General features: G+C 57.9%; 24 protein-coding genes. 8 read left to right on the forward strand and 16 right to left on the reverse strand.

Features of this window, described 5'->3' with window-relative positions; translation table 11 throughout:
• The first annotated feature begins 176 nt into the window (after positions 1 to 176).
• Positions 177 to 1,589, forward strand: a complete 1,413-nt coding sequence (locus tag ACR0BI_RS10015) for a sensor histidine kinase (RefSeq protein WP_170625638.1) — start codon at positions 177 to 179, stop codon at positions 1,587 to 1,589.
• Here the strand turns inward: ACR0BI_RS10015 and ACR0BI_RS10020 are convergent.
• From ACR0BI_RS10020 to ACR0BI_RS10090, 15 genes are all read right to left on the reverse strand, one after another.
• Positions 1,568 to 2,290 carry a response regulator gene (locus ACR0BI_RS10020; RefSeq protein WP_170394071.1) on the reverse strand — a complete coding sequence of 241 codons (723 nt, stop codon included), beginning with the start codon at positions 2,288 to 2,290 and terminating at the stop codon, positions 1,568 to 1,570. The two genes, ACR0BI_RS10015 and ACR0BI_RS10020, sit on opposite strands and share 22 nt — an antisense overlap.
• Positions 2,291 to 2,753: 463 nt before the next feature.
• Positions 2,754 to 3,458 (reverse strand): alpha/beta fold hydrolase, encoded by a 705-nt coding sequence (locus tag ACR0BI_RS10025; protein WP_480562182.1) that lies wholly within the window; start codon positions 3,456 to 3,458, stop codon positions 2,754 to 2,756.
• The gene (locus ACR0BI_RS10030) at positions 3,455 to 4,579 is read right to left on the reverse strand and encodes a cobalamin-independent methionine synthase II family protein (RefSeq protein ID WP_480562180.1); all 1,125 of its coding nucleotides are present in this window, start codon (positions 4,577 to 4,579) and stop codon (positions 3,455 to 3,457) included. Before ACR0BI_RS10030 ends, ACR0BI_RS10025 begins: the two co-directional genes overlap by 4 nt.
• Before the next feature lie 102 nt (positions 4,580 to 4,681).
• Complete coding sequence (locus tag ACR0BI_RS10035) at positions 4,682 to 5,644, reverse strand: cupin domain-containing protein (protein WP_480562178.1); 963 nt, start codon at positions 5,642 to 5,644, stop codon at positions 4,682 to 4,684.
• Positions 5,645 to 5,796: 152 nt separating this feature from the next.
• Positions 5,797 to 6,786 (reverse strand): nuclear transport factor 2 family protein, encoded by a 990-nt coding sequence (locus tag ACR0BI_RS10040; RefSeq protein ID WP_170611474.1) that lies wholly within the window; start codon positions 6,784 to 6,786, stop codon positions 5,797 to 5,799.
• On the reverse strand, positions 6,783 to 7,802 hold the full coding sequence (locus ACR0BI_RS10045) for a LacI family DNA-binding transcriptional regulator (protein ID WP_170465610.1): 1,020 nt from the start codon (positions 7,800 to 7,802) through the stop codon (positions 6,783 to 6,785). Before ACR0BI_RS10045 ends, ACR0BI_RS10040 begins: the two co-directional genes overlap by 4 nt.
• Positions 7,802 to 8,569, reverse strand: a complete 768-nt coding sequence (locus ACR0BI_RS10050) for an SDR family NAD(P)-dependent oxidoreductase (RefSeq protein ID WP_480562176.1) — start codon at positions 8,567 to 8,569, stop codon at positions 7,802 to 7,804. The genes ACR0BI_RS10045 and ACR0BI_RS10050 overlap by 1 nt, the downstream gene beginning before the upstream one ends.
• A 1-nt stretch (position 8,570) precedes the next feature.
• Entirely contained in the window at positions 8,571 to 9,623 is a 1,053-nt protein-coding gene (locus tag ACR0BI_RS10055) for an ester cyclase (RefSeq protein WP_480562174.1), read from the reverse strand.
• Positions 9,620 to 10,951, reverse strand: coding sequence for a histidinol dehydrogenase (hisD, locus tag ACR0BI_RS10060; RefSeq protein ID WP_480562172.1), 1,332 nt, complete (start codon positions 10,949 to 10,951; stop codon positions 9,620 to 9,622). The genes ACR0BI_RS10055 and hisD overlap by 4 nt, the downstream gene beginning before the upstream one ends.
• A 4-nt stretch (positions 10,952 to 10,955) precedes the next feature.
• Positions 10,956 to 11,492: an ester cyclase gene (locus ACR0BI_RS10065; protein ID WP_170407056.1), complete on the reverse strand. Its 537-nt coding sequence runs from the start codon at positions 11,490 to 11,492 to the stop codon at positions 10,956 to 10,958.
• 132 nt (positions 11,493 to 11,624) lie between these two features.
• Positions 11,625 to 12,614: a nuclear transport factor 2 family protein gene (locus ACR0BI_RS10070; protein WP_480562170.1), complete on the reverse strand. Its 990-nt coding sequence runs from the start codon at positions 12,612 to 12,614 to the stop codon at positions 11,625 to 11,627.
• Between the two features lie 178 nt (positions 12,615 to 12,792).
• On the reverse strand, positions 12,793 to 13,674 hold the full coding sequence (locus ACR0BI_RS10075; RefSeq protein WP_170394093.1) for a carbohydrate ABC transporter permease: 882 nt from the start codon (positions 13,672 to 13,674) through the stop codon (positions 12,793 to 12,795).
• Between the two features lies 1 nt (position 13,675).
• Complete coding sequence (locus tag ACR0BI_RS10080; RefSeq protein ID WP_170394095.1) at positions 13,676 to 14,704, reverse strand: carbohydrate ABC transporter permease; 1,029 nt, start codon at positions 14,702 to 14,704, stop codon at positions 13,676 to 13,678.
• Between the two features lie 63 nt (positions 14,705 to 14,767).
• Positions 14,768 to 15,994 (reverse strand): extracellular solute-binding protein, encoded by a 1,227-nt coding sequence (locus tag ACR0BI_RS10085; RefSeq protein ID WP_170394097.1) that lies wholly within the window; start codon positions 15,992 to 15,994, stop codon positions 14,768 to 14,770.
• An 85-nt stretch (positions 15,995 to 16,079) separates the two neighbouring features.
• Entirely contained in the window at positions 16,080 to 17,129 is a 1,050-nt protein-coding gene (locus ACR0BI_RS10090) for an ABC transporter ATP-binding protein (protein ID WP_170394099.1), read from the reverse strand.
• A 157-nt stretch (positions 17,130 to 17,286) separates the two neighbouring features.
• Here ACR0BI_RS10090 and ACR0BI_RS10095 point away from each other — a divergent pair, with 157 nt between their 5' ends.
• Entirely contained in the window at positions 17,287 to 18,285 is a 999-nt protein-coding gene (locus ACR0BI_RS10095) for a nuclear transport factor 2 family protein (RefSeq protein WP_480562168.1), read from the forward strand.
• Here ACR0BI_RS10095 and ACR0BI_RS10100 read toward each other — a convergent pair.
• A complete protein-coding gene (locus ACR0BI_RS10100) occupies positions 18,282 to 19,172 on the reverse strand; it encodes an SMP-30/gluconolactonase/LRE family protein (RefSeq protein ID WP_170394101.1) in 891 nt (296 codons plus the stop codon). The two genes, ACR0BI_RS10095 and ACR0BI_RS10100, sit on opposite strands and share 4 nt — an antisense overlap.
• Before the next feature lie 200 nt (positions 19,173 to 19,372).
• On the opposite strand from ACR0BI_RS10100, the gene ACR0BI_RS10105 reads away from it, so the two are divergent.
• The 6 genes from ACR0BI_RS10105 to ACR0BI_RS10130 all read left to right on the forward strand — a co-directional run bounded on the left by ACR0BI_RS10105 (position 19,373) and on the right by ACR0BI_RS10130 (position 26,374).
• Positions 19,373 to 20,134, forward strand: a complete 762-nt coding sequence (locus ACR0BI_RS10105) for an aldolase/citrate lyase family protein (RefSeq protein ID WP_170394103.1) — start codon at positions 19,373 to 19,375, stop codon at positions 20,132 to 20,134.
• Positions 20,115 to 20,567: a hypothetical protein gene (locus ACR0BI_RS10110; protein ID WP_480562166.1), complete on the forward strand. Its 453-nt coding sequence runs from the start codon at positions 20,115 to 20,117 to the stop codon at positions 20,565 to 20,567. The genes ACR0BI_RS10105 and ACR0BI_RS10110 overlap by 20 nt, the downstream gene beginning before the upstream one ends.
• Before the next feature lie 257 nt (positions 20,568 to 20,824).
• On the forward strand, positions 20,825 to 22,921 hold the full coding sequence (locus ACR0BI_RS10115; RefSeq protein ID WP_480562164.1) for a hydantoinase/oxoprolinase family protein: 2,097 nt from the start codon (positions 20,825 to 20,827) through the stop codon (positions 22,919 to 22,921).
• Positions 22,921 to 24,573: a hydantoinase B/oxoprolinase family protein gene (locus ACR0BI_RS10120; RefSeq protein ID WP_480562162.1), complete on the forward strand. Its 1,653-nt coding sequence runs from the start codon at positions 22,921 to 22,923 to the stop codon at positions 24,571 to 24,573. Before ACR0BI_RS10115 ends, ACR0BI_RS10120 begins: the two co-directional genes overlap by 1 nt.
• On the forward strand, positions 24,570 to 25,637 hold the full coding sequence (locus ACR0BI_RS10125) for a pyridoxal phosphate-dependent aminotransferase (protein ID WP_480562160.1): 1,068 nt from the start codon (positions 24,570 to 24,572) through the stop codon (positions 25,635 to 25,637). Before ACR0BI_RS10120 ends, ACR0BI_RS10125 begins: the two co-directional genes overlap by 4 nt.
• Positions 25,634 to 26,374, forward strand: a complete 741-nt coding sequence (locus ACR0BI_RS10130; RefSeq protein ID WP_480562158.1) for a maleate cis-trans isomerase family protein — start codon at positions 25,634 to 25,636, stop codon at positions 26,372 to 26,374. Before ACR0BI_RS10125 ends, ACR0BI_RS10130 begins: the two co-directional genes overlap by 4 nt.
• Positions 26,375 to 26,383 lie beyond the last annotated feature (9 nt).

Raw genomic sequence — 26,383 nt, forward strand, 5'->3', positions numbered from 1 at the left:
GAATTTGGCCGGTTGTTTACCGAGCTGACGAAACCGGGTGCCCGGAAGTGCGGTACCGGTGGGTGAAACCCCTTTGCATCATCAGCGGCATGGCGGTTGCAATTTCCGCTTGGGAATGCGGCGGTATTTGAATTAGCGTCCCAAGTCAGGGGGATGGGACAGGGAGCCTACGCGCAATGCGCTGGAATGATCTGACACTTCGAACACAAGTTATGAGCATCGTGCTTATCAGCTGGACGATTGTCGGCGTGTTCTCGGTAGTCACCGATGTGGTTCAGATCCGAAACTCTCGCGCTGAAGAGATCCGAAACAGGGGCGATGCCTTTCTTGCGCAGGTGGTTTCAACCCTGGCCCGCGTGCCTCCTGACAGCCGCTCCGAAGCAGCGCTTGGTTTCTTTCCTGCAGAATGGAGTGTCAGGGTCGGCACGCAGGATGCAGCAACCACTTTGGCCAATGGCCGCGACCGCCCGAATCTGGCTAACTGGCTGACGGCGCGGCTGGAACACCGCGGGATCGCCGTCGCGGAACTGTCCGTGGCAGACACGGTCGTTGACGCCAAACACGACCAAAGCGCGCTGTTGCAACTGTTCAAGAGCCACTCGGGCGAACCTATCGATGCAGAAAGCGTTGACGCGTTTCTGGTGAGCGTTTTTTCGGTCCGGCTCAAGGATGATGACGAATGGCTGAACTGCTATTTGCTCATGAAAAACAAGAACATTGTACCTTTGGTCATCGTTGGCTCAATCGACAGTCTGGTCGCGCTTACCCTGCTTTGCGCACTTGCGTTTCTTATTCAGAAAGTGATGCGACCGCTGAGCGCGATGGCCGTCAATGCCGAGTTGATCGGCCGGGGTGAAGAAGTCGGCCCACTCGTCGAGGCGGGTGCCATTGATATCCGCCACACAATTATTGCGTTCAATCGCATGGAAGCCCGGATTGTTCTGGCGCTTGAGTACAAGACAACCTTGCTTCGTAGCCTCGGGCATGACCTGAAGGGACCGATTGCACGGATGCACGATGCGATCCAGAAATTGGAACCAACAGCACCCAAAGAGCAACTGCTCAAGCGGTTGGAAACCATCAGCGATATTGTAAACTCCGTCACCAACCTCAACCGCGAAACGCATCACGATGGAGAGCTTGCACGCCTGGATTTGCGCTCACTGGTTGAGGCGCTTGTAGATGAACAGGTTGAGGCGGGTCGCGATGTGACCTGCACAATCGAACAATCTGCGGTGGTCAAAGGAAGACATAACGCGCTTACCCGGGTTCTTAGAAACTTGTTGGAGAATGCGGTCAAATACGGGGGTCGAACAAATGTCTCTTTGACCGCGTCGAACGATATGGCCGCAATTCACATAGACGATGAAGGACCAGGTATCCCAACCGAACAACTTGAAACAGCATTTGAGCCTTTCCAGAGACTAGGAGCCACCGAACCCGGAACGGGCCTCGGCCTCGCCATAGTCCGGGCGATTGTGGTTGATCAGGGGGGCACTGTAACGCTTGAGAACCGCCTGAGCGGAGGCCTTAGGGCAAATGTGCTGTTGCCGCTTGATACCGGAGTTCAGCCGGGACGAAAGATGTAACCCTGCCCCCAGACCGTTCGAATATATTCCGGATTTGAAGGGTCGCTCTCAATCTTCGATCGCAACCGTTTGATCAGAGCATCAACGCTTCTGTCTCCTGCACCGCCATGCTGTCGGGTCCGGGCAACGGCAAGAAGGTCTTCTCGGGTACACAACACGTCCGGGTTTTCAGCAAAGAAGCGCATAACCCGCACTTCGCTTGAGGTGAGTGTGATGAGACGACCATCTTCACTTTTGAGATGTCGCTCGTTTTCAACAAGCTCCCATTCTCCGAACCGGGTAACCCGGGATTTTCCCTGCGTTCCACCAGCACGCCTGCGCAGCACAGCACGCACGCGCGCGAGGAGTTCCAACTCGTTGAATGGTTTAATGATGTAATCATCCGCGCCCAGTTCCAGCAGGGAAATCCGCTCGGCGTCGTCATCAATCGAACTGATCATGATGATCCCGGCATCTATGCGCGAAGCGATCTCGTGACATAACACCTTACCACTAGTTCCTGGCATCACGAGGTCCAGCAGAAACAAGCTGTAGGTTTCATCAGCCATCATCAACCGCGCAGCGGGTACATCTTGCGCGTGTTCGATTTTGTACCCTTTGTCAGTCAGAAATGCACAAACACCCTGAGCAAACTCGATGTCATCGTCACAAATCAGAATGTGCTCATCATAGCCAGCGGATTGATCCGCGACGTCTTGCATAGCTCTTCTCCTCGGGACGATGCCTGTCGTTACGATAACAACATTTGCTATTCGAAGCTGTCAATGTTGCAGAGAACGATCAAACTGTCTGGTACGCGGCGACCGCAATCGCCACTCATGGCTAAACCAGACAATCATCCACCGGGGCATTCCGGACGATTGAATAATTTGTCACTCCAAACAGCAAATTCCTCCAACTTCCGCCACCTTCCGCAGGTGGCTGCGTGCAACAAAGCAATCTTCGTCAGAGACTTGGTAGCAGGCTTTTTATTTGGTGTATCGCGTGTGCCCTGACTTAAGTGCAGTTTTGATCGCGACAGCAGGCTCTGAACCAGATTTGGGTGCTTCTGAAACCCTTAAACGTTACTGCTGCATCCACGCTACGATAGGGGCTCCAAGTCCGACAGAGTAATATCGTAGTCAGTTTCCGCCAGAGCTATCTACGGCCTTGCGGAAATCCGGCTTAGATTGCTTCGATTGTCTCCAGCCAGCGCAGCAGCGCCACCGTGGTTTGCTGCGGTTGTTCCAGAGTTGGCAAATGGCCCGCGTGTTCGATGACTTCCAACCGGCTTTGCGGCAACAGGTCATGCATCAATTCGTGGCGTTCGACTGGGCATAACGCATCATGACGGCCGCAAAGGACCAGCGCAGATCCCTTGAAAGCGCACAATGTGTGACTTTGATCCGGGCGATCTCGTAGGGCCTTGGATTGGTTAACAAAAATCTCCGGCCCCAAGGCCATAGCCATATCCATGCATAGGTCCAGAATTGCCTGTCGATCAGGGCCATCGGTCAGATAGTTGGGCTTCATTTCCTCGGCCATCACATCGCTTAGCCGACCGTTTTTAACCGCCTCTATCTGGGGCTCACGCCTCGCCTTGACCTGATCCACCTCTGCCAGCGGGTTGGTGTCCATCAACGCCATCCCCGCTACACGCCCCGGTGCTTGCCGCAGCATTTCCATCGCAACAATGCCTCCCATGGAAAGACCGGCCAATGCGAACCGGTCGGGCGCGTGTTTTAAAACCTCGGCGGCCAGAGCCTGCATCGTATCATGCGCACCAATGGGGGCGACAAGTATCGGATATCTGCCAGACAATGCACCAATTTGCGGCGAGAATAGCCGAGCATCGCACATCATGCCCGGCAAAAGGACAAGTGGTGTCATTTGACCAGAGCAGCCCCTTCGGCCAGCGCACTCAGTTTGGCATAGGCGATATCAGGATCGACAGCGCCAAACCCCGCAAAAGTGCCAAAACCGCAATCCGATCCGCCAATCACCCGCTCCGCTCCCACGATGTTCACGAACCGCTCAAGACGTTGCAGGACCAATTCAGGGTGTTCGACAAAGTTCGTGGTGGTATCGACCACGCCCGGCACAAGTACCTTGTCATCGGGTATCTCGGACTTGCGGTCGCGGAACACCGTCCATTCATGTGCATGGCGCGGGTTCGAGGTTTCAAACAGCACATAGCGCGACTTGGTTGACATCAAAGTCGAGAACACCTTGTCCATTCCGATATCGCAGCAATGCGGACCTTCGTAATTGCCCCAGCAGATGTGAACCCGAACCTTGTCGGCGGGCACATCCTGCAATGCATGGTTCAGCGCTTCGACATGCATTTCGGCAATACTGACAAATTCCTCGTCAGAAAGATCGGTGAACAGCATATGGCGCGACAGGGCAAGATCGGGACAATCCAATTGAAGATCCAGGCCCGCCGCGACGATGGTTTCATATTCGGATTTCATCGCATCGGCCAGCGCGGCCAAATACGCCTCGCGCGTCGGGTAATAGTCGTTCTGCAGAAAAAGAGAGATCACACCCGGGCTGGCAGCATTCATAAATCCGCGCTCAATCCCGTGCTCAACCATGGCTCTTTTGAGGTTGTCGATATCCTTCTGCAACTCGCCCTGCCCTTTCGAGCGCACATCGCCTACGCACATGGGCCGCGCGTATTGCGGAGTTCCGCCATCATTCGCCAAACGTTGAAGAAAGCCCGGAAACATCTTCAGATCAGCCGGAGCGTTGCGCGGGCTGTCGCCTGCAAACCCGGTGTAGCGGTCCTTGACGTAGGTCGCGTAAGAGATTTTCGAAGTCTCGCCATCTGATACAATATCGATCCCCGCTGCAGCCTGTTTGCCTACGGTTTCGGACACCGCGTTCGTCATGCAGGCATCAAAATCTGTCTGATCGAACGGTTCCTCCCGCTCACGCGCGAAGATGAAATCGACGACTTCCTGACTGCGCGGCAGACTTCCCACATGGGTGGTTGAAATTCGGGTCATCTTGTCATCTCCAATTCAATTACTTCCCTGTGCCGAGTCCAAAGTGAAGCACGGGTCACATACTGCGCGCCCCGAAAAAGATCGGAGCGCGCAACTTTGCCTTTATGCACCGGTCCAGGTAGCACCGGCGGGATCGTCCGTTGCCGTGATACGATACAGACCGGCCTCTCCGGTCATTGAGGGCACGATACTGTAGCTTTCACCTGACAGAACCAGCGCTGTGTCGCCTGCGGACAAAGTTGTCTCATAGCCATCGACTGTAATCCGCCAATGACCACTCGCAGGCATGAGGACGACGGGCATATGCGCCGCGACGGGTTCGTTTAAACAAGAGCCGCGTCCGAGGAAATCGACCTCAAACCCCGGCTTATCCGTGATCAGGGCATCTTCGCCAATCACTTTGGCTGGCTTGTTAGCGGAAAGCGCCATCAGATCCCAATAGCGTGCCACATATTTGCCGATAACATTTTCGACCGGAACTTCCGGATAGCTCTTAAGCTCTTCATCGGTCAGCAGCGGCATGGGGCGCACGTTGTGGGGCAGTTCCTGACCCTTCTTGCTGTCATACAGCACGCCATTGTCGCCCAGCATCAGCCCATGCGCCTGCGCGTCTTCGATCACCTGTGGTGCCCAGGTGACACCGCCACCCGCATCATCGCCGCCCAGGATCGACATGATCATCCCATAATCCTGCCCGACATTTTCGAAACCGCGAAAGATGCCAGTTGGAATGTTAAATATGTCACCTTCCTCGGCAATAAACTCACCCGCAGTGCCATAGCGACCCCAGAAGAACCGCCAACGTCCTTTGGCGACAAAGAACACCTCGGCCGTGGTGTGGCTGTGCAGTGAATTCCGGCATTTCGGAGGTTGTCCCGCCGCGCCAATATTGAAACCGATTTTGTCGTTGATGTGGACATGCTGATCGGGGCTTTCGGATACGCCACCGCCTACGATGGTAAAGTTTTCCTTCTGGTCCGAACCGGGCGTGTGCGCGTCAATAAATGCGGTTTTACAAGGCTGCAGTTCGCCGTAGCGGACAATGCGTTGTTGGATCGTGCTCATAATAGTCTCCGTTCATTGAATTGGTACAAGAGGTCTCGATCCTCATGCACCCGGAGGGCGATTATTCAGCCGCCGCGCCCGCAAGGACGCCCGGTGGCCGTGGTACCGCCGGGTTCCTTCACTGGCATCCAATGCGACGCGCGTTTGAGGCATCAGAGATCCCCGGTTTCCAACAGAAGCTGTTTCCAGACCGCGGTTTCATCGAACAAGGTCCATTCGCGTCGCAGCCTGATGTCGCCTCCAACCAACTCGCCCCATTCGGCATGGCTGATCCCCAGCACATACAACTCAGCACCTGTTGGTTTGCCGAACACGCCCCAACCGTCATGCTTGCCATGCAAGCTCCAGCGCAGGGCCGAGCGGGGCGGCATATTCGGATCATCGCGCCCGATCTGATGATGGATGGTGAACGTTGCGCTTGGCATGGCTGCACGCAAAGACATCCAGAACCGATCAGCCGAATCCCAGCCATGGCCCGTGACACCGCCGGGATATTCGGTCTGCACGCCTCGGTCATACTCTCGTTCAATCGCGCCCATATCTGCATTCATTATCCGTGTCAGCAGATCCGCGTGGCGGTGTCCCCATTCATTGTCATTGCCGTACCCCTTGTAGGGGCCTTCGATGTCGATCTTGGGTGACAGAGGCTTCACACTGGCCTCGGCCCCACCTTCACGCGCTATCAGATCGGCGGCATATTCCTTGGGATCCCAGCCCATTTGCCGGACAATCGCACCCTGATCTCGGATCAGCCATTCGTCATCGATCATGTTGTCGATGGCGTGGCAGTCGGCCAGAATTCGGTATCGCAAGCGTGTTCCGGTGGCTTTGCCATAGACACCATTGCCCCGATGCGTGGCGGTCGACAGGATACGATGCGAGCTCAGCATGCCTTCTTCCGGGGTGCCCGACCAGATCACATCCTCGCCCAGCAGCTGACGGTCGGGGAACTCGGCCAACGTGGCCATTGTTGCACCAATGACATTCTGGTTACCCAACACAACCGAACCGGGCGAGCGGACGACGATGTCTGGGCTGTAATATTGATGCAGAGTCGCAATGCCACGGTCTTCCCAAATCTCTTTGGTGATGCCGATGATATAATCCGGGAAATCTTTGAATTTGGGATCAAATCCCTTCATGTCTTCCATCCTTCAGGTATGCGGGCGGAGCCGCGAACGATCAAAGGTCCGTCAATCTCGGTGCGGCGCGGCGCAGCAGCGGGATTTTCGATCTTGCTAAGTAGAATATCGACGGTTTCGGCAACCATCCGATTGGCAGGCTGACGAATAGTTGTCAGATTGTAGGCTGGCCAAGAGGCAACGGCGACATCGTCATATCCCAGAACCGAGACGTCGGCCGGAATTTGCAGGCCCAACTCGAACCGCAGCGTGTCCATCACAGAGATCGCCATGTGATCATTGGCCACGAACACGGCGTCCGGTGGATCGGACGCGAACATGCGTAGCGTTGCCTCACGCGCCTGTTCTGCGATGAAGTTTCCGGCTCCACGGGCGTGCAGTTTGACACCCGCCTCTTGCAGGGCCGCTACGAACCCCGCTTCACGATCGCGCTGGGTCGAAGCGCCCTCCCACCCGGCGATATATCCGATCTTCTCATGACCGCCAGCCAGCAGAAACTCGGCTGCCTTTCGGCCACCGGCGACATTGTCGGATGTAACCGATGACATAGTGAGGTCATCCTGTGCCCGATTGAACAACACCATCGGTACACCCACGGTCCGACAACGTTCATACAAGGTCGACGACAGGGCCACCGATGCCGCGATTATGCCGTCGACTTGAAAGTCGAGCAATTCCTCGACCACGCTATCGACGTTTTCGGCTTGGTTCGACGCCATGAATATCATCACATGGTAGCCGCGCTCCTGCAGCGTGTTCGTCAACCTTTCCAGTGCTTCAGGATAAAACTGATTATTCAGATACGCCACAACAAGCCCAATGATCCGGCTTTTGCCGGACACTACGGCACGCGCAAGGACGTTCGGCCGATAGCCCAGTTGCTTGGCGGCCTGACGCACCTTTTCAATCGTCTTCTTCGAGGCTGACGCCCCCGGAGTGAACACACGGCTAACGGCAGACTGGCTGACCCCGGCGAGGCGGGCGACCTCCATGGATGTAACTTTTTGCGCCGCCATCAGTCTGCTGTCCAACCTCCGTCTATCATCAACGCGGTGCCCGTCACCAAAGCCGATGCATCCGAGGCAAGATAAACCACTGCCCCCATGATGTCTTCGATCTCGCCCGGGCGGCCCAACTTGATCTTGTCCAATATCCATGCGCGCTTGTCCGGGTCATCAAAAGTCGACTTGGTCAAATCGGTCAGAATAAAAGTTGGGCAGATCGTGTTGACCCGAATTTTTGCAGGACCGAACTCCAGCGCCATCGCCTTGGAAAAGCCTTCGACTGCGAATTTTGACGCGCAATAGACTGCCCTTTCCCGCCCGCCCACATGGCCCATCTGGCTGGAGATGTTCATCAGCGATCCGGGGCGCCCAGCTTCTAACAATCCTTTTGCCACCGCTTGGGTCAGAAAATAGGCCCCCCGGACATTAACATCCATTACCGCATCAAAATCATCGGGCCGCGTGTCCACGGCCCTGCTGTGTCGGGCCAGACCGGCTGAGTTCAGCAGGACATCAAATGGCCCATTTTGCGCCACCGCATCAGCAGTGCCTGCAACGTCAGAAACATCCAGTTCAAGTATATTCGCCAACCATCCCCGAGCGGTCATCTCTGTTGCCAGATCCTGCAACGCATCCTTGCGCCGCGCCGCCAGTGTCACTTCGGCACCATGCTCTGCCAGTGCTACGGCACAGGCCATGCCGATACCGGACGACGCGCCCGCGACCAATGCGCGTTTGCCGTTAAGATTGAAACTTGGGGTGCTGGGAAATTGGGACATATCAGACCTCGCCAACCGGAAATGGAATGCGGCCCGGAACGCGCGCCTTGTTGAACTCTCGCAAACGGGCAAAGACGTCAACACCCAGCTGGCGATAGGTATCCAGCAGATCAACCAGAACCCAGTTCTCGCGAATCTTGCCATTTTCAAGCCGCCAGAAATCGAGGCTGCGCAGCGTGATCTTCTTGCCCGACGGTGCGATCCCCATCCAGCCATCATTGGTGACAGTCTGGATCATGTTGGGCCAACCCGTAACAGCCGCATAGTCACCGTCGCCAAAGAAATGACAGGTGATGTCATCTACATCCTGCCCGCGATCCGGCATTGCGTTGAGGAATGGAATCTGATGCCAATTACGGAACCCCGCAATACCCCGCCCTGTGCCGATCCCCGAGGGGCCGTACCAGTTCATCCGAGGATGCCAGAACCGCTCCATCTCCATCACCTCCGGACCACCTTCTGCAGGATGTTTGGTCAGATGATTCAGCATGTCGACAATGTGCTGGCAAGTCTCTTTGCCCTTGGCCTCGTCATACGGGCCGGGCACCAGCCCGTCCTGCGTCGCGGGTCCCGGAACATGCCATTCCCGCCCCAAACCGGGTGCCATGGGCCAGGCCTGCGCTTGCATCATCACTTCGGGGATATCCCAAAGCGCCTGCACCTCGGCGACTTTGTCATTTTCGATCCGGTAAAACTCGTGAAACCGCATGGTGACCTGATGGCCTGTCGGCGGAATCTCCAGCCATGGCCCCGCGAAAGTGCCGGTATAGTACCCGCCGCATCCAACCCAATCGGCCCCGAATTCATCAGGTCCAGCCATGACGATATAATCGCGGCGCTCAAGATCGGGCCATGCGGTCAGAAGATCGCGATAGCAACAATCGTAATAAGCATTACTCCCTTTGGTGTCGTCAAACGGATAGCCCAGATGGAACACAGCGTCGGGAGAACAAATCTTATCCAACGCCTGCCGGACACCGGCTTCGGTAAAGTCATACATCGCAGCCCTGACCTGTGCGATCAGGGTCTTGTGCTCAGTATGCCTGTCACTCATTCTGCGGCGTCCCTGTAGGGTGCAGGCGCGCCGTAGGGGACATTGATGCCGCCGTAACGCCGTACGCGGACGTTACATTGCTCGGCGTGCCCCACAAAACCTTCGAGCATACATAGGCGCGAGCCATATTCGCCGATCAAGGTTGCCGCCTCATCAGTCATAACCTTTTGATAGCTATGTGTTTTCAGATATTTACCCACCCATAGACCACCAGTATAGCGGCCAGCTTTTTTGGTAGGTAGCGTGTGATTGGTGCCAATTACCTTATCACCGTTCGAGACATTGGTACGCGGGCCAAGGAACAGTGCGCCGTAACAAGTCATGTTCTCAAGGAACCAGTCGTCGCGATCGGTCATGACCTGCACATGTTCAGATGCAATGTCATCAGCAACCCGCAGCATCTCATCATACGTGTCGCAGACGATCACTTCGCCATATTCCTCCCACGATACTTTTGCGGTGCCCGCGGTCGGTAGAATGCCCAGCAGCCGGTCCACCTCGGCCATCGTGTCCTCGGCCAGTTTGCGAGAATTGGTCAGCAATACGCAGGGGCTGTTATATCCATGTTCGGCCTGACCCAGAAGATCGGTCGCGCACAGCTCTGCGTCTGCGGCGGTCTCATCAGCAATCACCATGGTCTCGGTCGGGCCGGCGAACAGGTCGATACCGACGCGGCCAAATAGCTGACGTTTAGCTTCTGCGACAAAGGCGTTACCCGGACCGACAAGCATGTGGACTGGATCAATCGTCTCGGTTCCCAACGCCATGGCGCCGATAGCCTGAATGCCGCCCATCACGTAAATCTCATGCGCCCCACCCAAATGCATGGCGGCGATCACCGCTGCATTGGGCTTGCCCTGAAACGGAGGGGTGCAGGCGATGATGCGCGGCACGCCCGCCACCGAGGCCGTCGCCACCGACATATGCGCCGAGGCCACCATCGGGAATTTTCCACCGGGCACATAACAGCCCACCGATTGTACGGGGATGTTCTTGTGGCCCAAAATGACGCCCGGCAGAGTCTCAACTTCGATATCCAGCATCGAATCGCGCTGAGCTTGTGCAAAGTTGCGCACTTGCTCCTGCGCGAATTTGATGTCCGCCAGCTCTCGATCCGTTAGCTGATTGATCAGGTCGCCGATCTGGTCTTGAGACAACCGAAACGATGCTGGCGAATAGTTATCGAACTTCTCGCTTAGCTCGCGTACCGCAGCATCGCCACGTGTTTCGATGTCTTTCAGCGTCGCTTCGACGACAGCGCGTGTTTTGGCGTCATCCTCGGCTCGGTCAGCATCGGACTTACCACGTTTCAGATACTCGATTGTCATTGTCCTAATCCTTAGTTTCAGGCCGGGGCGGAGACTTCTCACCCCGGTCAAATGCTTCCCAGCCTTCACCGTTAAACAGATCGACACCCAGCTGTGCCGCTACATGGGCGAAATCCACATTCACCCAATTGTCGACGATCTTGCCGTCGACCACTTTCCAGAAATCCATATATCGGATCTCGACCCGCTTTCCGGTGGGGGCGATCCCCAGGAACTCACCCGAATGGGTTGCTTCCTGTCGGCCAAACGCAGCCGCCCACTCGCCCATGTAAAGGCGCGCTTCGTCGATGCAGGTCTTGTCCGAAAAAGCCGCCTGAAACGGGCGTTGCCAATTGTCCTGAAACTGTTTCAGGCCAGTTTTTGTGCCGCAGCCCTGATTGCCCATCCAGCGGAAGCCTTCCGAGAAGAATTCGCCGATGTCATCTATGCGGTGATCGTTCAGACCATCCACCATGGTTTCAATCACACGGCGGGTGTCTTCTGTTTTGTCGAGGTCCGTATCACGTGTCAGCACGGCCTGTTCCGGGCGGGAACCCTTCATCTTTCTCATCCTTGTATTGGTGCCAATAGAAATTCTGTCTTCATCGGGTAGCTCAATCAGCTGACAGAAAATCCCTCGGCATCCGGTTGAGCGCCGGGTGGCGGCCAACGGCGTTATGTCTTGCAGAGCTGCTCATGCGGCTTGCTCGGCGATGTCGGCAAAAAGGTCATATCCCAGCTGCAACAACACATGCGGGATGTCGACGAAAACCCAGTTTTCGACCAACAGATCGTCCTCTCGACGCCACCAGTCGCAGACCCGCATGAAGACGCGTTTTCCGCTTGCGGGCTGGTCGAGGAAGGGTTTCACCTGGACACCAGTCAAGGAAGGCCAGCCACCCGAGCATACGTAATTGCCTTCGCCGAAGCGGGTGAAATGCGCAGTCATGCCATTTCCCGCACTACCTCCGGACCAACCTTCGAAGGTGGCCTCGAAAGGCACCTGGAAGCTTGCAAAACTCTCGAGCCCGACGAAAGAACCGAAGGCGCCGGGGCCGTACCAGACCATGTTGTCATGCCAGAACGGGCGCCAGGCCTCGTTCTTGGTGGCAAGCTTGGCCAGCATTTCTGTGACCATACAATAGCTCTTGGCCCCCTCGACTGGGTCTTGCGGCGTGGTCAAGATGCCATCATGGCTTGCTGGACCCTGAATCATCCCGGTGAAGCCACGGGTCTTGCCCGGGCTATCGGTGATCGGCCATTGCCCTGCAGCCAGCATCAGTTCTGGGATATCGAAGAAGATATAGCTCTCCACCGCCTTGCCATCCTGCATGCGGTGGAACTCGCCGAAGCGCAGATAGGCAAGCTCACCTGTGGCGCGGATACCAAGCCAGTCGCGCGAGAACCGACCGACGAAATAGCCGGTGGCGCTGATCCAGCCCTGTCCTTCAAATACACCGGCCATGACGATATCATCGCGCCGAAAAAGCCCATCGAAGGAGGCTGCGAGCGGGGCGATGACGTGATCGTGCAGCCCGAGGCCACCCGCGACCTCGTTGAAAGGATGCACCACGTTGACATGTGCACCGGGGGCGAAGAATCCCTCATAGGCTGGCCGGAAATTGCCTGGATGGCGTTGCGCGGCGATGAAATTCAGAAAGGGTTTACGGTCGAGGCGTTCCATTAACTTTGTCTCTATAGGATCTGTTCAAGGCGTCTGCGGAGAAACGCCCCGCAAGGCCCTGCGCGCATCAAAGCAAAAGGAATTCGCCCTGGTCGCCTTGCCCGGCACGCAGCCATATTCAGGCTGGCTGCGTGCGCATGGGCAAATACGGACTGAGGATGCGTGCGTCCCATCAGCGTCAGCCTTTCACAGCCCCGGCGGTCAAACCGCCCACAATCTGACGCTGGAAGAACATCACCAAGATGAACAGCGGAACCGTCGCAGAAACCACGGCCGCAACGGCGAACATTACGTTGCCCTCGGTTTGCGTTGTACCAAGGAACGCGGCGATGGCTGGAACCATTGTGCGGTTGCTTTCTGACAGCAGCATCGCCCCAACGGCAAAGTCGTTATAGGCCAGAAGAAACGAGAACAGCCCCGTGGTGATCACACCCGGCCACATCACCGGAATGATCACGCGGCGGAAGGCCTGAAACTGGTTGCAGCCGTCGACCTTTGCGCTTTCGTCAAGCTCGCTGGGGATGTTCTTGAAGAAGGCGTGTAGCATCCACAGGGTGAACGGCTGGTTGATCGCGACAAGTACGATAATTGTCGTCGGCAGTATCCCCCAGATATTCCATTCAAAGAAGGGCAACAGATAACCCGAAACCAACGTGATCGGCGGCATCGCGCGGAAGATCAGCGCCGTGATCAAAAGCCAGAATGTGTAGTTATAGCTCGACCGCGAAAGCGCATAGCCCCCCAGCGTTCCGATGGTCAGCGAGATGGCGACCACAAAGACGCAAACGATCCCCGTGTTCAGAACATTCCGCCAAAATTCTTCCTGAATCCAAGCCCCTTCGTAACCGGTGGTGGTAAAGGGTGAGCCATAAACTGCCTCGGTCCGCGCGCCGGTTAAGGCGTTGGTCCAATCGGCGATCGAGAAGAAATCCAGCTCTACCTTGAACGACCCCCAAACCGTCCAGAGGAACGGGAAAGCGGCCAGGATGAACCAAAGGATCACAAAAAGCGACGAAGCAATCCGAAGGCTTTTGGGCATTCTTTGCGCACGGCTGGCCATGTTATCTTGCTCCTTTGAAGTCACGCCAGGTGCGGACAAGCACGGGCGACAACAGAATGGCGACCCCGATAATCGTGATCACAGACGTAGCGGCCGCAGAGGACAGCTGTCGCGTTTCACCGCCGAGGTCGTTGAAGATGAAAGTGCTGAGCGATTGCGCATGGGCACCGGCGCTGAAGCCGATAATCGGTTCGAACACCTTGAAATTATCCATCAACTGGATCAGCGCAACAAACGTAACCAGTGGCATGAGATGGGGAACAACCACGAATTTGACCTGTTGCCAGCGGGTTGCCCCATCGATCTGGGCCGCCTCGATCTGATCTTTGGGCAAAGTTTGCAAACCGGCATAGAATACCACGAAGGCAAAGGGGGCCGAACTCCAGACGCCATAAACCATCAGCGCCACCCACATCAGCCCGGTCGAAGCCTTTAGACTGAAATCCGGATCTCCGGCCAAGTTTACAAGGGCGTTGCCGATGACGCCACGACTGTCAATCATCCAAAACAGAATGAGCGAGCCGATCAGCGGTGTCACAATCATGGGCAAGAGCGAGAAGAAGATCATCAAACCCTTGAGGTGCCGGTGCAGTGAGTTGACCGCCAGCGCAATCACCAGCCCCAGAATGATCGTGAGGGGTGTCACAATGAATGTGAAGGTCAGCGTAAAGGCCATGGCCCGATAGAAGGGCAAGTTTCCGACCTCTGAGAAAAGGTCACCCCACGTGTCACTCGCCGCCCAGATTTCGCCAACCTCCTGTATCGCCAGGTGGCCGCGATCAAAGTAGATATCCAGCCCGACAAATCTGCCCAATGGTTGTTCGGCACGAAGCGCTGCGGTGGCTTCCTGATCGATGGTGGTCTCGGTTGTGCACCCGACAAGCGGAGTACAGTTTTCGACTTCCACCAGAACCGCCGGGTGTGGGGCATAAATGGATTGGATCACCACCGAGACGATGGGCATTGCAATGAACAGCAGCATTGCAAGTCCTGTGGGCAGGAAAAACCAAAGAAATGTCTTATGGCGCATGTCGCAATTCCCGTGTCGGCTTGATTGGGCGGGTGCCCAAATTGGGCACCCGCGAGGGGCGTTTTACTGTAGGAAGCCCTGTTCGATTGCCGCGGCGCGATAGGCGGCCTCGACATCGGCCAGCGCCTGTTCAGCGCTTTCCTTGCCCTGCATGAAATCGGCAAGTTCATTGCCGAGTGCACTGTGCATCAAACCCATGTAGGGCAGCATCGGATAAGGAGTCGTGCCCATTTTGGCAGCGTCAAATACACCCTGCGCGTCGTCTGCAGGTTCGTACCCTTCGATCAACCAGACTGCCAGCGGCGTGGTTTCATCGTTCAACATTTCGGGGCGGACGCCATGCGTCATCGCGACAAAAGTCGCCTCAGCCTCTTCATCTGAGATGTTCTTGCCGACGGTCCATCCATCCCACCAAAGGGTCGAGGCCGGAGTCGTGCCGCCACCCACGGTCAGCGGCGCTGCAATGGCATGGCCATCGATTACTTCCTGCAAGACACCTTCGGTTGTGGTCTGCTGTGACGCCCGTGACCCCCACATATTCATGATCGCCACATTGCCCGCGCGGTATTCCGCGTTGGTGGCATTGGAATCATGGGTCAGAAAGTCGGGGTTCATATACTCGGACAAAGCCTTCATCATGTTCAGCGCTTTGACACCGGCCTCGGTATTGACGTTGGGCTCTGCGCTGCCGGGCTTGAAATGAGTACCTCCATAGCCAAGGAACATGTTGTTGAATTCCTGCGCCAGATTCCATCCCGCAGCATAAGCACCGCCAACCGGGTTTTGCATTATGCCCTGCGCGCGAATGGCTTCGGCCGCTTCGAGCAGTTCTTCATACGTGGTCGGCACTTCGACGCCTGCCTGTTCCAGAACGTCCTTGCGGTACATCAGGTGCTGAGCGTTGGCCATGAAGGCGATGGCCATGATGTCATCGCCGATCTTGATTAACTGTCCCGGCTGCAGGTTCTGACCATGTTTTTCGACCAGGTCATTGAGCGGTCGGATAACGTCTTCATTCATCAACGCCACAATCGAGCTGTTGGCGATGATGGCTGAGGTGTATTCCGACGGATTGCCCGACAGACCGGCCACGTTGATGGTTTGGTGTTCGGATGTCAGGTTGGATTCAACAGATGCGCCCGTGCATTCCTTTGCGGCAGCGGCCACAGCCTGAATGGCGGCAAATTCGTTGCCGACGATGTTGACCCGATCCGTGATCTCGCAGGCATAACCCGCGCTCGCAGCAAAGGCGGTCAGTGACCCGGCCAATGCGATTTTCTTTAGAAACATTTTTGATTCCTCCCTAGGTGATTGGGTGCATCTTCGAAGCCTGCACCCGAGATTGTCCCGTCATTGCGGGATTGGTTTTCGTCTCTCAGATCTCAAGGCGCGCGCCGGTTTGCGCATCGAATAGGTGGCAGTGATCGGTATGGATATGAATCGACACCTGATCGTCGATTTCTGCACGATAGGTTTTGTCGGCCTTGACCGAGACCAGCGCTCCGCCGATCCGAACCGAGACCATGGTGCTGTCGCCCAGCAATTCCTGCGTATAGATGGGCGCGTTAATCTCGCCCCCGCTTTCTACGACATTGGCGTCCTCGGCGCGGAAACCCAAAGTTATTGGGCCATCCGGAGCATTCAGACCATGCACTTCGGTATTCTGCGCGCGGAACACACCGCCCTGAACATCGCCATCAACCAGGTTCATCGCCGGGTTGCCGATAAAGCTGGCGACAAACGTGTTCGCAGGCTCGTCGTAGATCGCCGTCGGAGAGCCAACCTGTTGGACAACACCCTGCTTCATGATCACCACGCGATCGGCCAGTGTCATCGCCTCGATCTGGTCATGTGTCACATAAATCGTAGTCACGGCTAGTTCATGGCTGAGGTTCTTGATCTGCGCGCGTGTCGAAACACGCAGTTTTGCGTCAAGGTTGGACAACGGCTCATCCATCAGGAACACGTTGGGCTCGCGTACAATCGCACGCGCCAGAGCCACCCGTTGACGTTGCCCACCTGACAGCTCTGCCGGCTTACGATGCAGAAAGTCGTCCAACTCTACCATCGCCGACGCACGGCGCACTTTTTCGTCATGGGTGGAAGCGTCGATACCACGTACCCTCAGCGGGAAACGAATGTTCTCGTAGACGTTCATGTTCGGATACAATGCGTAAGACTGGAACACCATCGCGACGTCGCGGTCTTTTGGCTCCATATCGTTGACGCGGGTACCGTCGATCAGAATATCACCCTCGCTTGCGTCTTCCAAACCTGCGATCATGCGCATCGTCGTGGTCTTGCCACAACCCGACGGGCCGAGAAGCACCAGAAATTCCTTGTCGGATATTGTCAGGTCGAAATTGTCCACTCCAACAAACGAACCCCAACGTTTTCCAACATTGCGCAGTTGAATCTCGGCCATACTGTCCTCCCAGTTGCACCTGAGTGCATACGTTTGCAAAAGCATAGACATCCAAAGGAACATCTGGCAAGTATTTTTTGCAAGCGAATGCAAAAGCGCCCGCAATCTTGCTAAAGACTGACGCTTCCCTCCGGGCAAAGCATTGAAAGTAAAAGATATGTCTTACGAAGCTGAGAAAGAAATTGTCCTGAACTTCTACAAAGCTCTGAGCGATGCAGAGGAATCAGCCCACTCTGATGTAATCGCTGAGTATAGCGCCGAGGACCTCCTGTGGCGCGGCTTTCACCCGTTCAACGAGCTGCGTGGCGCTAGCAACGTGGCGCAAAAATTCTGGCAGCCGCTGAATCACAGCCTAACTAACTTGCAGCGTCGGATGGACGTGTTCATGGCTGGTCAAAATGAAATCGACGGGTTCAATTCAGTCTGGGTTGTTTCGATGGGCCATCTCATGGGGCTGTTCGACAAGGACTGGCTGGGCATTGCGCCAACCGGAAAAATGGCCTTGCTGCGCTATTGCGAGTTCAACAGGATTGAGCACGGTAAGATTGTCGAAACCGCGATGTATTTCGACATCCCGCATTTCATGATTCAGGCCGGGTTGCAGCCCTTCCCGCCGCAGACCGCCGCACAACTTGTCCAGCCCGGGCCCATGACCCATGACGGCCTGATGTTCACGCCTCAACCCGCCGAAGACGGCCAAAAGACATTGGCCGCTATCAACGCGATGATCTCCGATCTTGGGCGGTGGGACAGCGGGCTCAGCCTTGAAGATGAGTTGCGCCGCACATGGTGCGAAGACATGATCTGGTGGGGGCCATCCGGTATCGGTGCGACCTACACAATCGAACGTTACGCCAAACAACACGCTGGCCCGTTCCGTGCTGGGTTTGCCGACCGGTCAAAAACCAACCATATCTGCCGCATGGCCGAGGGCCACTATGGCGGCTTTTTTGGCTGGCCGAACTTTACCGCCCGACCAACCGGCGGGTTCATGGGGATGCCTGCCACTGACAAAGCCGGTGAGTTCCGGGTGATAGACATTTATCGTCGCAAAGGTGATAAACTGGCCGAGAACTGGATTTTCATCGATCTGCTTCATTTCTGGAAGCAACAGGGTGTCGATATTCTGGACCGCATGGCGCGAGTGGGCCTTTAGATCATGGCCAGACCCGTCATGTTGGTCGGAATACGGTAAACGGACGTGCAGGCAGTGATGTACAGCATGCTGAACCCGGCCCCACCAAAGCAGAAGTTGGTAGATTTCTGCGGCGTCAGAATGACACCAAGGCAGTGCGCTTGGGCATCAAACAGATGTACACCGCCGGGACCATTGCACAAAATCTGGCCGTCGCGGGTGCACTTCATACCGTCCGGTACCCCTTCCCCATCGCCAACAACATCGGCCCAGACCACCCCACCGGTCAGTGAGCCATCAGCGGCGACATCAAAGATGCGGATATGGCCACCCCAACTGTCATTGACAAACAGCCTTGTTTCGTCAGCTGACAAACACAACCCGTTGGGTTGCTGAAAATCATCCGCGACAAGGTGTAACGTGCCGTCGGGATCCAGCCGGAACACGCCTTGCACCGGCAGTTCCTGCTCTCTCAGAATGCCAAGATCCTCTCGGATACGACCAAAACTGGGATCAGTGAACCAAATCCGACCGTGCGAGTCGCAGATAACATCGTTGGGGCTGTTGAGTTCTTTGCCATCAAAATGCGTGGCGATCGAAGTAACCCGCTTGCCGCCGTGATCATGGCGTACCAAATGCGAACTGGCGTGCTCGCAAGAGATCACTGCCCCGCTTTTGTCGAAGCAATTTCCGTTCGCTTGGTTGGATGGGGTGCGAAAAACGCGAACTCCTTCACCCTCGCTCCACTTGTATTGATGGCTCTCCTGAATGTCCGAGAATACTAGCCAATGCTCTTCGGGGTGCCATATTGGCCCTTCGGTAAACCCCAGACCGCTAGCGATTTCTTCCAGTTGAGCGTCAGAGTGCACCAGATCTGTGAAGCCTTTGGAACGGATATCGAATACCATGAGAACACCTTTTCAGAGTTGCGCCTGCCAACACTAACGGCAAGTCCCGACAAGAACAGCGTTTCGGGTGAAAACGCAATAACGACTGTTCGATAGTCTGGCCCTGCCAACTTCAATGCTCTACGCTATAGCCGATGTTTCCAAACCGCTTGGCTGCCAATTGCCATGTGCCGCCCAAACAAAACCGTCAGGACTTTCCCATGAATTTCAAACAACGCATGCTTTCTGGCGAGCCTCTCGTCGGAACGTTTCTCAAGACACCAGCCCATGAACTGGTCGAGATAATTGCCAAGTCAAAACTGGACTTCTTGTGCCTGGATGCGGAACACGCACCCTTTGACCGGGGTCGGTTGGATGTTTGCCTCGCCGTCGCCCGGGCTCTGGGGTTGCCGACGTTGGTGCGGGTGCCGACTGGGTCTGCGGACGAAATTCTCAAGGCGCTCGACAGTGGCGCGACAGGTATTGTTGTGCCGCATGTTGACAGCGCCGAAAAGGCCCGTCGCATTGCGCGCGAGGGTCGTTTTGGCCATGGTGGTCGCGGCTATGCCGGATCAACCCGGTGGGCAGGGTTTGCGACCCGATCCATGGCTGATGTCCTCAAGCAAAGCGAAGAGGAGACGATTATCATTGCCCAAATCGAAGAACCAGAAGGCGTCGCAGAAGTTGATGATATCGCCGCGACCGAGGGCATCGACGGGATTTTTGTAGGACCTGCGGATCTTGCGGTGTGCTACGGCGTGACTGATCAGTCCGACCCACAGGTTCTTGATGCAATGCGACGCTCGGGCGATGCAGCCAAAGCACATGGCAAGACGCTGATGACCTTTGCAGCCAGCGCAGAAGCCGGACTCAAGCTGCGCGACTATGGGGTGACCATGATCTTCGTGGCTTCAGAACACGCCTTCATGCTTCGCGCTGCAAACACGGAAGCTGAGAACTTCCATGGCGCCGCGAGGACGTGAAACGCACAGGGTTTTTAGTGGAAAGGGTCTTGGGATCGAAGTGGTTCGAGAACCCTCGGATGGCTACTGGTCGAATGTCTGGAACAAGAAACCCTGGTCATTCTCGTACTGGTCGTGCCGCCCGACTGAGGACTGGATGTTTGCTTCGGCCTATACCAACGACACCAAATTGAACGAGACCGCCTGGCGCACAGGCGAAGCCGCCGATCGCTTCAACGCCATCGTGGTCGAGGCCCGTGCAGAGCTGGACGACGCCAAACGCCGCACACTGTATGCCGAGGCGCAGACATTGGTTCATGATGACGGTGGTGCGATCGTTCCGATGTTCGCCAATCATATCATGGGTGTTGCCAAAACCGTCGCCCAGGGCGAGATCGCCGCGAATTGGGAAATGGATGGTGCCAAGGCTCCCGAACGCTGGTGGCTTGCCTGATCGCCCGCTCTCCGTCTGGTGGCCCGAGTCGGCAGATTTCTGGCCTGCAGAGACGATAGATGTCGCTTGCAGGCCTTTCTGTCGCAATCCAGCTTGCTGCCGCTATCTTGAAACTGCACATTTCGCCCATGGCACAGACTGATATTCCGAATCCTACGGACCGCCGCGCAACCGGCTGTGATCTTGTGATCCTTGCATAAAGCAGGGCCTCGGGCCTTTTGCTTCACGCTGCGATTACAGAAATTTCGGAAAACCTCATGACAACTCAAACGCTGCGCCTGGCCATCGATATTGGCGGCACCTTTACCGATACGGTCCTTGTCTCTGGCGAAGAGACAATCCTAGCCTCCACCAAGACCCTGACCACCCATCAGAACCCTGCCGACGGCGCCATGGAAGGGGCCGCGCGAGTAATGCAGCAATCGGGCCGGACGCTGGATCAGGTGACCGGCTTTATCCACGGCACCACCCTGGCGACCAATGCGCTGATCGAACGTCGCGGCGCGGTAGTGGCGACGGTGACCACCGAAGGCTTTCGCGACATCCTGGAAATCGCGTATGAGCGGCGTTATTCGCAATACGATATCAACCTCGAGAAGCCTGACCTGCTGGTGCCGCGCGAGCGTGCTCTGACCGTGCGCGAACGCATGTCGGCGGGTGGTCAGGTATTGATCGAGCTCGAAGACTCGGCCATCGACGCACTGCTGGCCGATATCGACGCGAGCGGCGCAGAGGCCATAGCGATCTGCCTGATGCACGCTTATGCCAACCCCGCCCATGAACGCCGCCTGCGCGATGTGCTGGCCGAAAAGCGCCCCGATCTGACCGTCTCGATCTCGTCCGAGGTCAGCCCCGAGGCGCGCGAGTTCGACCGGCTGTGCACCACCGTCGCCAACGCATATATCCAGCCGCTGATGCAGACCTATCTGACCCGTTTCGTCGACCGGTTCGAGGCCGAGGGCGTGACCTGTCCGATCCTGATGATGACGGCAGGCGGCGGCATGTGCACCGTGCGCACCGCCGCGCGTTTTCCGATCCGGCTGGTGGAATCCGGCCCCGCCGGAGGGGCCATTCTGGCCGCCCGCATCGCCGCCCGCACCGGGCTGGATCAGGTGCTGTCCTTTGACGTTGGCGGCACCACCGCTAAGCTGTGCCTGATCGACAAGGCCCGCCCGCAGACCTCGCGCCAGTTCGAGATCGCCCGCGCCGCGCGGTTCATAAAGGGCTCGGGCATGCCAGTGCGCATCCCGGTGATCGAGATGATCGAGATCGGCGCGGGCGGTGGCTCCATCGCCGGGGTGGATCGGTTGGGACGCCTGACCGTGGGTCCGAAATCGGCGGGGTCTGAACCCGGACCCGTGGCCTTCATGCGCGGCGGCACCGAGCCCACGGTGACAGACAGCGACATTACGCTGGGCTACATCGTGCCCGACACATTTGCCGAGGGGCATATCGAGCTGGACCCCGAAGGCTCCAAACAGTCGCTGAGCCGGGTGATCGGGTCGAAACTAGATCTCGATGCCGTTGGCTCAGCCGACGGCGTCAGCCGCATCGTCGACGAAAGCATGGCCAGCGCGGGCCGGATGCACGCGGTGGAATCGGGCAAGGATCTTGGACCGCGCACGATGATTGCCTTTGGCGGCAACGGGCCGTTACATGCCAGCCGGGTGGCACGATCCGCCGGGGTCAGCCGCATTGTAATCCCGCCCAATCCGGGCGTGGGGTCTGCCGTGGGCTTCCTGTTCGCACCCGTGTCGTTCGAAATCGTCCGCTCGCGCTATTCGCTGTTGGACAGCATGGACATGGATGAGATCAACGCTCTGTTCGACGCAATGATTTCCGAAGCCAAAGGCGTGGTTGCCCAGGGCGCGGGCGATGCCCCGACCGAAACCCACCGCACCGCCTTCATGCGCTACAACGGTCAGGGCCACGAGATCGAGATCACTCTGCCCGACCGGCATCTGACGGCAGACGATATTGCACCGCTGACCACCGCCTTTGAGGAAGAATATCGCAAGCAGTTCTCACGCCCGGTGCCGGGGATGCAGATTGAGATTCTCAACTGGGCGGTGCGCGTCGCGACCCTTGACAGCGCCGTGCCACCAGTGCCCGCTTCACCTGCATTGACGACCTTCACCGCATCCGACACTCGCCCGATCACCTGCGATGTGGACGGCGCGCTGAAACAGGCCGCCTTCGTGGCGCGGGCCGATCTGAAGTCCGGCGACCATGTGCGCGGCCCGGCGCTGATCCACGAGCCGCAGACCACCACGCTGGTCTCGACTGATTTCTCGGCCCATGTGGACGCCATAGGAAACCTCGTCCTGGTTCAGGACCAGAAAGGAGGCGCATGATGGCGACCGATCTTTCCCCCGCCCGCCTACAAGTGATGTGGAACCGTTTGCTGGCAGTGGTCGAAGAACAAGGCCAAACCCTGATCCGCGCCGCCTTTTCGCCCATCGTGCGCGAATGCGGCGATATCTCCGCCGGGATCTTCGACGTCAACGGCCGGATGCTGGCACAGGCGGTAACCGGCACGCCGGGCCATATCAACACCATGGCCGAAGCGGTGCAGCATCTGCGCGCCGCCTTCCCGGTTCAGACCATGAAACCGGGCGATATCTACATGACCAACGATCCGTGGCTGGCCTCGGGGCATTTGAACGACTTTCTGCTGATGATGCCCGCGTTCAAGGATGGCAGGGTGGTGGGCTTCACCTCATGCACCTCACATCTGGTCGATCTGGGTGGCTTGGGCATGGGGCCCGAAGGGTCCGACATCTATGACGAGGGGCTGCTGATCCCGCCCTGCAAACTGGTCGAGGAAGGTACCCCCAACGCGCTGCTGCTGGACATCATCCGCGCCAACAGCCGCGAGCCCATCGCCAACGAGGGCGACATCTATGCCCTGATCGCCTGTTGCGAGGCCGGGGTGAACCGGCTGGTTTCGATGATGGAAGAGTTCGGCCTGACCGATCTGGATGCGCTGGGGTCCTATATCATCGACACTTCGCGCCGTGGCACGCTTGAGGCCATCGCCGAGGTGCCCGAGGGGGTCTATAAGAACGCCCTCAAGATGGACGGCTATGAGAACGAGCTGGAACTGCACGCGACCCTGACCGTCAGTAAATCGAGGATGCATGTGGATTTCACCGGCACCTCGGGTTGTTCGCGCAAGGGCATCAACGTGCCGCTGAACTATGCCACCGCCTACACGGTATTTGCCTTGCGCTGCATTGTCGGCTCGGACATTCCCAACAATGCCGGATCGCTGGAGCCGTTCACCGTCGACGGCCCCAAGGGCTGCATCCTGAATGCGCAGCGCCCGGTGCCGGTGGCGATGCGGCACACGCTGGGTCAGGTGACACCCGATCTGGTGCTGGGCTGCCTGCATCAGGCGCTGCCCGATGAAGTTCCGGCTGAAGGCGCAAGCTGCATGTTCGACCTGCCGATGCGCCACGCGCCCGAAGTGGCCCGCGATGGCGGGCAGGAATTCGCGGTGGAACCGGTGCATAACGGCGGAACCGGCGCACGACCCCATGCGGATGGTCTGTCAGCCACCGCCTACCCCTCGGGCGTGTTCGGTTCGCAGGTGGAGATCACCGAAAGCGTCGCGCCGGTGACCATCTGGCGACGCGAGCTGCGCGCGGATTCCGGTGGCGCGGGCAAGTATCGCGGCGGGCTTGGGCAGCGGATCGAGATGACATCGGCCAACGGCGCGCCCTTCATCGTGTTCCTGTCGGTCGAGCGGCTGAAATTCCCCGCCCTGGGCCGCATGGGCGGTCAGCCCGGCGCGCCGGGGCGCATCCGGTTCCGTGATGGCGACAGCGACATTCCCGGCAAGGGAGAGCTGCGGGTCGAAGGTGGCGATTACCTGATCTTCGACACCCCGGGCGGCGGCGGTTTCGGCGACCCGGCAGACCGTGATCGGGACGCGCTGGCGCTGGACCTCAAACGCGGTCTGGTCAGCGCCGAGGGCGCCAATGCCTACGGAGGTGACGTATGATCCGTCCGGTTTCTCATGTCGGCGCCATGGGCGCCTATGCGCTGGCCGATCTGGGTGGTGAAGGCACCATCTCGCTGGCGCAGAACGAAAGCGCCTTTCCGGCCAGTCCGTCCGCCGTGGCGGCCGGGCAGGCAGCGCTGGCTGATCTGACGCTCTACCCCGATCCCGAATGGCCCGACATGCGCGCGGCCATTGCCGGGGTACACGGGGTCGACCCGGCGCGGGTGCTGTGTGGCGCGGGCTCGATGGAGCTGATCGGCTGCCTGATCCGCGCCTTTGCCGGGCCCGGCGATCACGTGCTGGGCACGCAGTATGGCTATGCCTTCGTGGCCTCGGCCACGGCGCAGGCGCAGGCCGAATACGTCGCCGCGCCCGAGGTCGATCTGACCGTATCCGTCGACGCGGTTCTGGCCGCCGTCACCCCGGCGACCCGTATCGTGTTTGTCTGTAACCCGGGCAATCCCACCGGCACCCTGATCCCGAATGCCGACATCCTGCGCCTGCGCAACGCGCTACCCGGCGACGTGCTGCTGGTGGTCGATCAGGCCTATGCCGAGTTCGCCGACCAAGCCAACGATCCAGCAGAGATTTTCGCGCTGGCTGATCGGGGGGATACCGTGATCACCCGCACCTTCTCCAAGGCTTACGGGCTTGCCGGGGCGCGCGCCGGGTGGGGCTATTTCCCCACCGACATCGCCAGAGAGCTGCGCAAGCTGTTGAACCCCAACAACATCTCGATTGCCTCGCAGGCTGCGGCAGCGGCGGCGATGCGCGATCAGGCGCATATGCGGGACGTGGTCGCGAAAACGGCAACCATTCGCGATCGGCTCGCGGAGGACTGCCGCGATCTGGGGCTGATCGTACCGGACAGCCACACCAATTTCGTGCTGATCCGCTTTGCCTCGACCGAGCAAGCGCAACATGCCGACGCCGCGCTACGGGCCGAGAAACTGCTGATGCGCGGTATGGGCGGCTATGGTCTGTCCGACTGCCTGCGCGCCACGATCTGCGACACGCCGGTAATGGATCGCTGTCTGGCCGTTCTGAGAAAGGTAACGTCATGAGCCACGAAACGCGTACCCGGGCCAAGATCGGCGTTCTGGTGCCCTTCACCAACACCAACCTCGAGGCCGATATGGCCTTGATGCGCTGCCCGTATACCACCGTGCATTTCCAGCGCATGGGTGGTTATGATGTCGATGAAATCCCCGGTTCTGACCAGATGGCGGGGCTTGGGGCCTCGGACATCAGCCACGATTTGCGGATGATTTCGGGCGTGCGGCCAGATGTGGTGCTGTACGGCTGCACCTCGGCCACGCTGACCCATGGACCGTCTTTCGACGCCGATCTGGCGCAGCAGATCAAGGCCGGATCGGGAGCGCAATCGCTGACAGCCGCCGGATCGCTGATCGCTGCCATTCAGGCGCTTGGGGTGACGAAAGTGGGCTTTTCCTCGCCCTATCTGGGCGAGATCAACACGCAGGCGATGGATTTCATGGCCGCAAACGACATCGAAACCGTGCGTTGCGCCGACGTTGGTCGCGAGCTGGGCAATTACGGACAAGGAGAGCTGACCCCGGACGAGGTTTACGACCTCGCCTGTGAGGCAGACCACCCGGACGCGCAAGCCGTCGTGCTCAGCTGCACCGACATGCGCGCAGTCGAGGCCATCGAGCAGATCGAGGACACGCTGGACAAGCCGGTGGTGACCTCAAATCAGGCGATGATGTTCTGCATGATGCGGGCGCTGGGTCTGCCACGCCACGAGGCGCTGCCGGGCCGGTTGTTCGATCTGCTGTAACCGAACCGG

The sequence above is a fragment of the Ruegeria sp. E5 genome (assembly GCF_056534105.1).

What these genes read in the sequence shown, in the direction of transcription:
- ACR0BI_RS10015 (WP_170625638.1), top strand. Translation starts at nt 177, where the DNA reads ATGCGCTGGAATGATCTGACACTTCGAACACAAGTTATGAGCATCGTG.
- ACR0BI_RS10020 (WP_170394071.1), bottom strand. Translation starts at nt 2,290, where the DNA reads ATGCAAGACGTCGCGGATCAATCCGCTGGCTATGATGAGCACATTCTG.
- ACR0BI_RS10025 (WP_480562182.1), bottom strand. Translation starts at nt 3,458, where the DNA reads ATGACACCACTTGTCCTTTTGCCGGGCATGATGTGCGATGCTCGGCTA.
- ACR0BI_RS10030 (WP_480562180.1), bottom strand. Translation starts at nt 4,579, where the DNA reads ATGACCCGAATTTCAACCACCCATGTGGGAAGTCTGCCGCGCAGTCAG.
- ACR0BI_RS10035 (WP_480562178.1), bottom strand. Translation starts at nt 5,644, where the DNA reads ATGAGCACGATCCAACAACGCATTGTCCGCTACGGCGAACTGCAGCCT.
- ACR0BI_RS10040 (WP_170611474.1), bottom strand. Translation starts at nt 6,786, where the DNA reads ATGAAGGGATTTGATCCCAAATTCAAAGATTTCCCGGATTATATCATC.
- ACR0BI_RS10045 (WP_170465610.1), bottom strand. Translation starts at nt 7,802, where the DNA reads ATGGCGGCGCAAAAAGTTACATCCATGGAGGTCGCCCGCCTCGCCGGG.
- ACR0BI_RS10050 (WP_480562176.1), bottom strand. Translation starts at nt 8,569, where the DNA reads ATGTCCCAATTTCCCAGCACCCCAAGTTTCAATCTTAACGGCAAACGC.
- ACR0BI_RS10055 (WP_480562174.1), bottom strand. Translation starts at nt 9,623, where the DNA reads ATGAGTGACAGGCATACTGAGCACAAGACCCTGATCGCACAGGTCAGG.
- hisD (WP_480562172.1), bottom strand. Translation starts at nt 10,951, where the DNA reads ATGACAATCGAGTATCTGAAACGTGGTAAGTCCGATGCTGACCGAGCC.
- ACR0BI_RS10065 (WP_170407056.1), bottom strand. Translation starts at nt 11,492, where the DNA reads ATGAAGGGTTCCCGCCCGGAACAGGCCGTGCTGACACGTGATACGGAC.
- ACR0BI_RS10070 (WP_480562170.1), bottom strand. Translation starts at nt 12,614, where the DNA reads ATGGAACGCCTCGACCGTAAACCCTTTCTGAATTTCATCGCCGCGCAA.
- ACR0BI_RS10075 (WP_170394093.1), bottom strand. Translation starts at nt 13,674, where the DNA reads ATGGCCAGCCGTGCGCAAAGAATGCCCAAAAGCCTTCGGATTGCTTCG.
- ACR0BI_RS10080 (WP_170394095.1), bottom strand. Translation starts at nt 14,704, where the DNA reads ATGCGCCATAAGACATTTCTTTGGTTTTTCCTGCCCACAGGACTTGCA.
- ACR0BI_RS10085 (WP_170394097.1), bottom strand. Translation starts at nt 15,994, where the DNA reads ATGTTTCTAAAGAAAATCGCATTGGCCGGGTCACTGACCGCCTTTGCT.
- ACR0BI_RS10090 (WP_170394099.1), bottom strand. Translation starts at nt 17,129, where the DNA reads ATGGCCGAGATTCAACTGCGCAATGTTGGAAAACGTTGGGGTTCGTTT.
- ACR0BI_RS10095 (WP_480562168.1), top strand. Translation starts at nt 17,287, where the DNA reads ATGTCTTACGAAGCTGAGAAAGAAATTGTCCTGAACTTCTACAAAGCT.
- ACR0BI_RS10100 (WP_170394101.1), bottom strand. Translation starts at nt 19,172, where the DNA reads ATGGTATTCGATATCCGTTCCAAAGGCTTCACAGATCTGGTGCACTCT.
- ACR0BI_RS10105 (WP_170394103.1), top strand. Translation starts at nt 19,373, where the DNA reads ATGAATTTCAAACAACGCATGCTTTCTGGCGAGCCTCTCGTCGGAACG.
- ACR0BI_RS10110 (WP_480562166.1), top strand. Translation starts at nt 20,115, where the DNA reads ATGGCGCCGCGAGGACGTGAAACGCACAGGGTTTTTAGTGGAAAGGGT.
- ACR0BI_RS10115 (WP_480562164.1), top strand. Translation starts at nt 20,825, where the DNA reads ATGACAACTCAAACGCTGCGCCTGGCCATCGATATTGGCGGCACCTTT.
- ACR0BI_RS10120 (WP_480562162.1), top strand. Translation starts at nt 22,921, where the DNA reads ATGGCGACCGATCTTTCCCCCGCCCGCCTACAAGTGATGTGGAACCGT.
- ACR0BI_RS10125 (WP_480562160.1), top strand. Translation starts at nt 24,570, where the DNA reads ATGATCCGTCCGGTTTCTCATGTCGGCGCCATGGGCGCCTATGCGCTG.
- ACR0BI_RS10130 (WP_480562158.1), top strand. Translation starts at nt 25,634, where the DNA reads ATGAGCCACGAAACGCGTACCCGGGCCAAGATCGGCGTTCTGGTGCCC.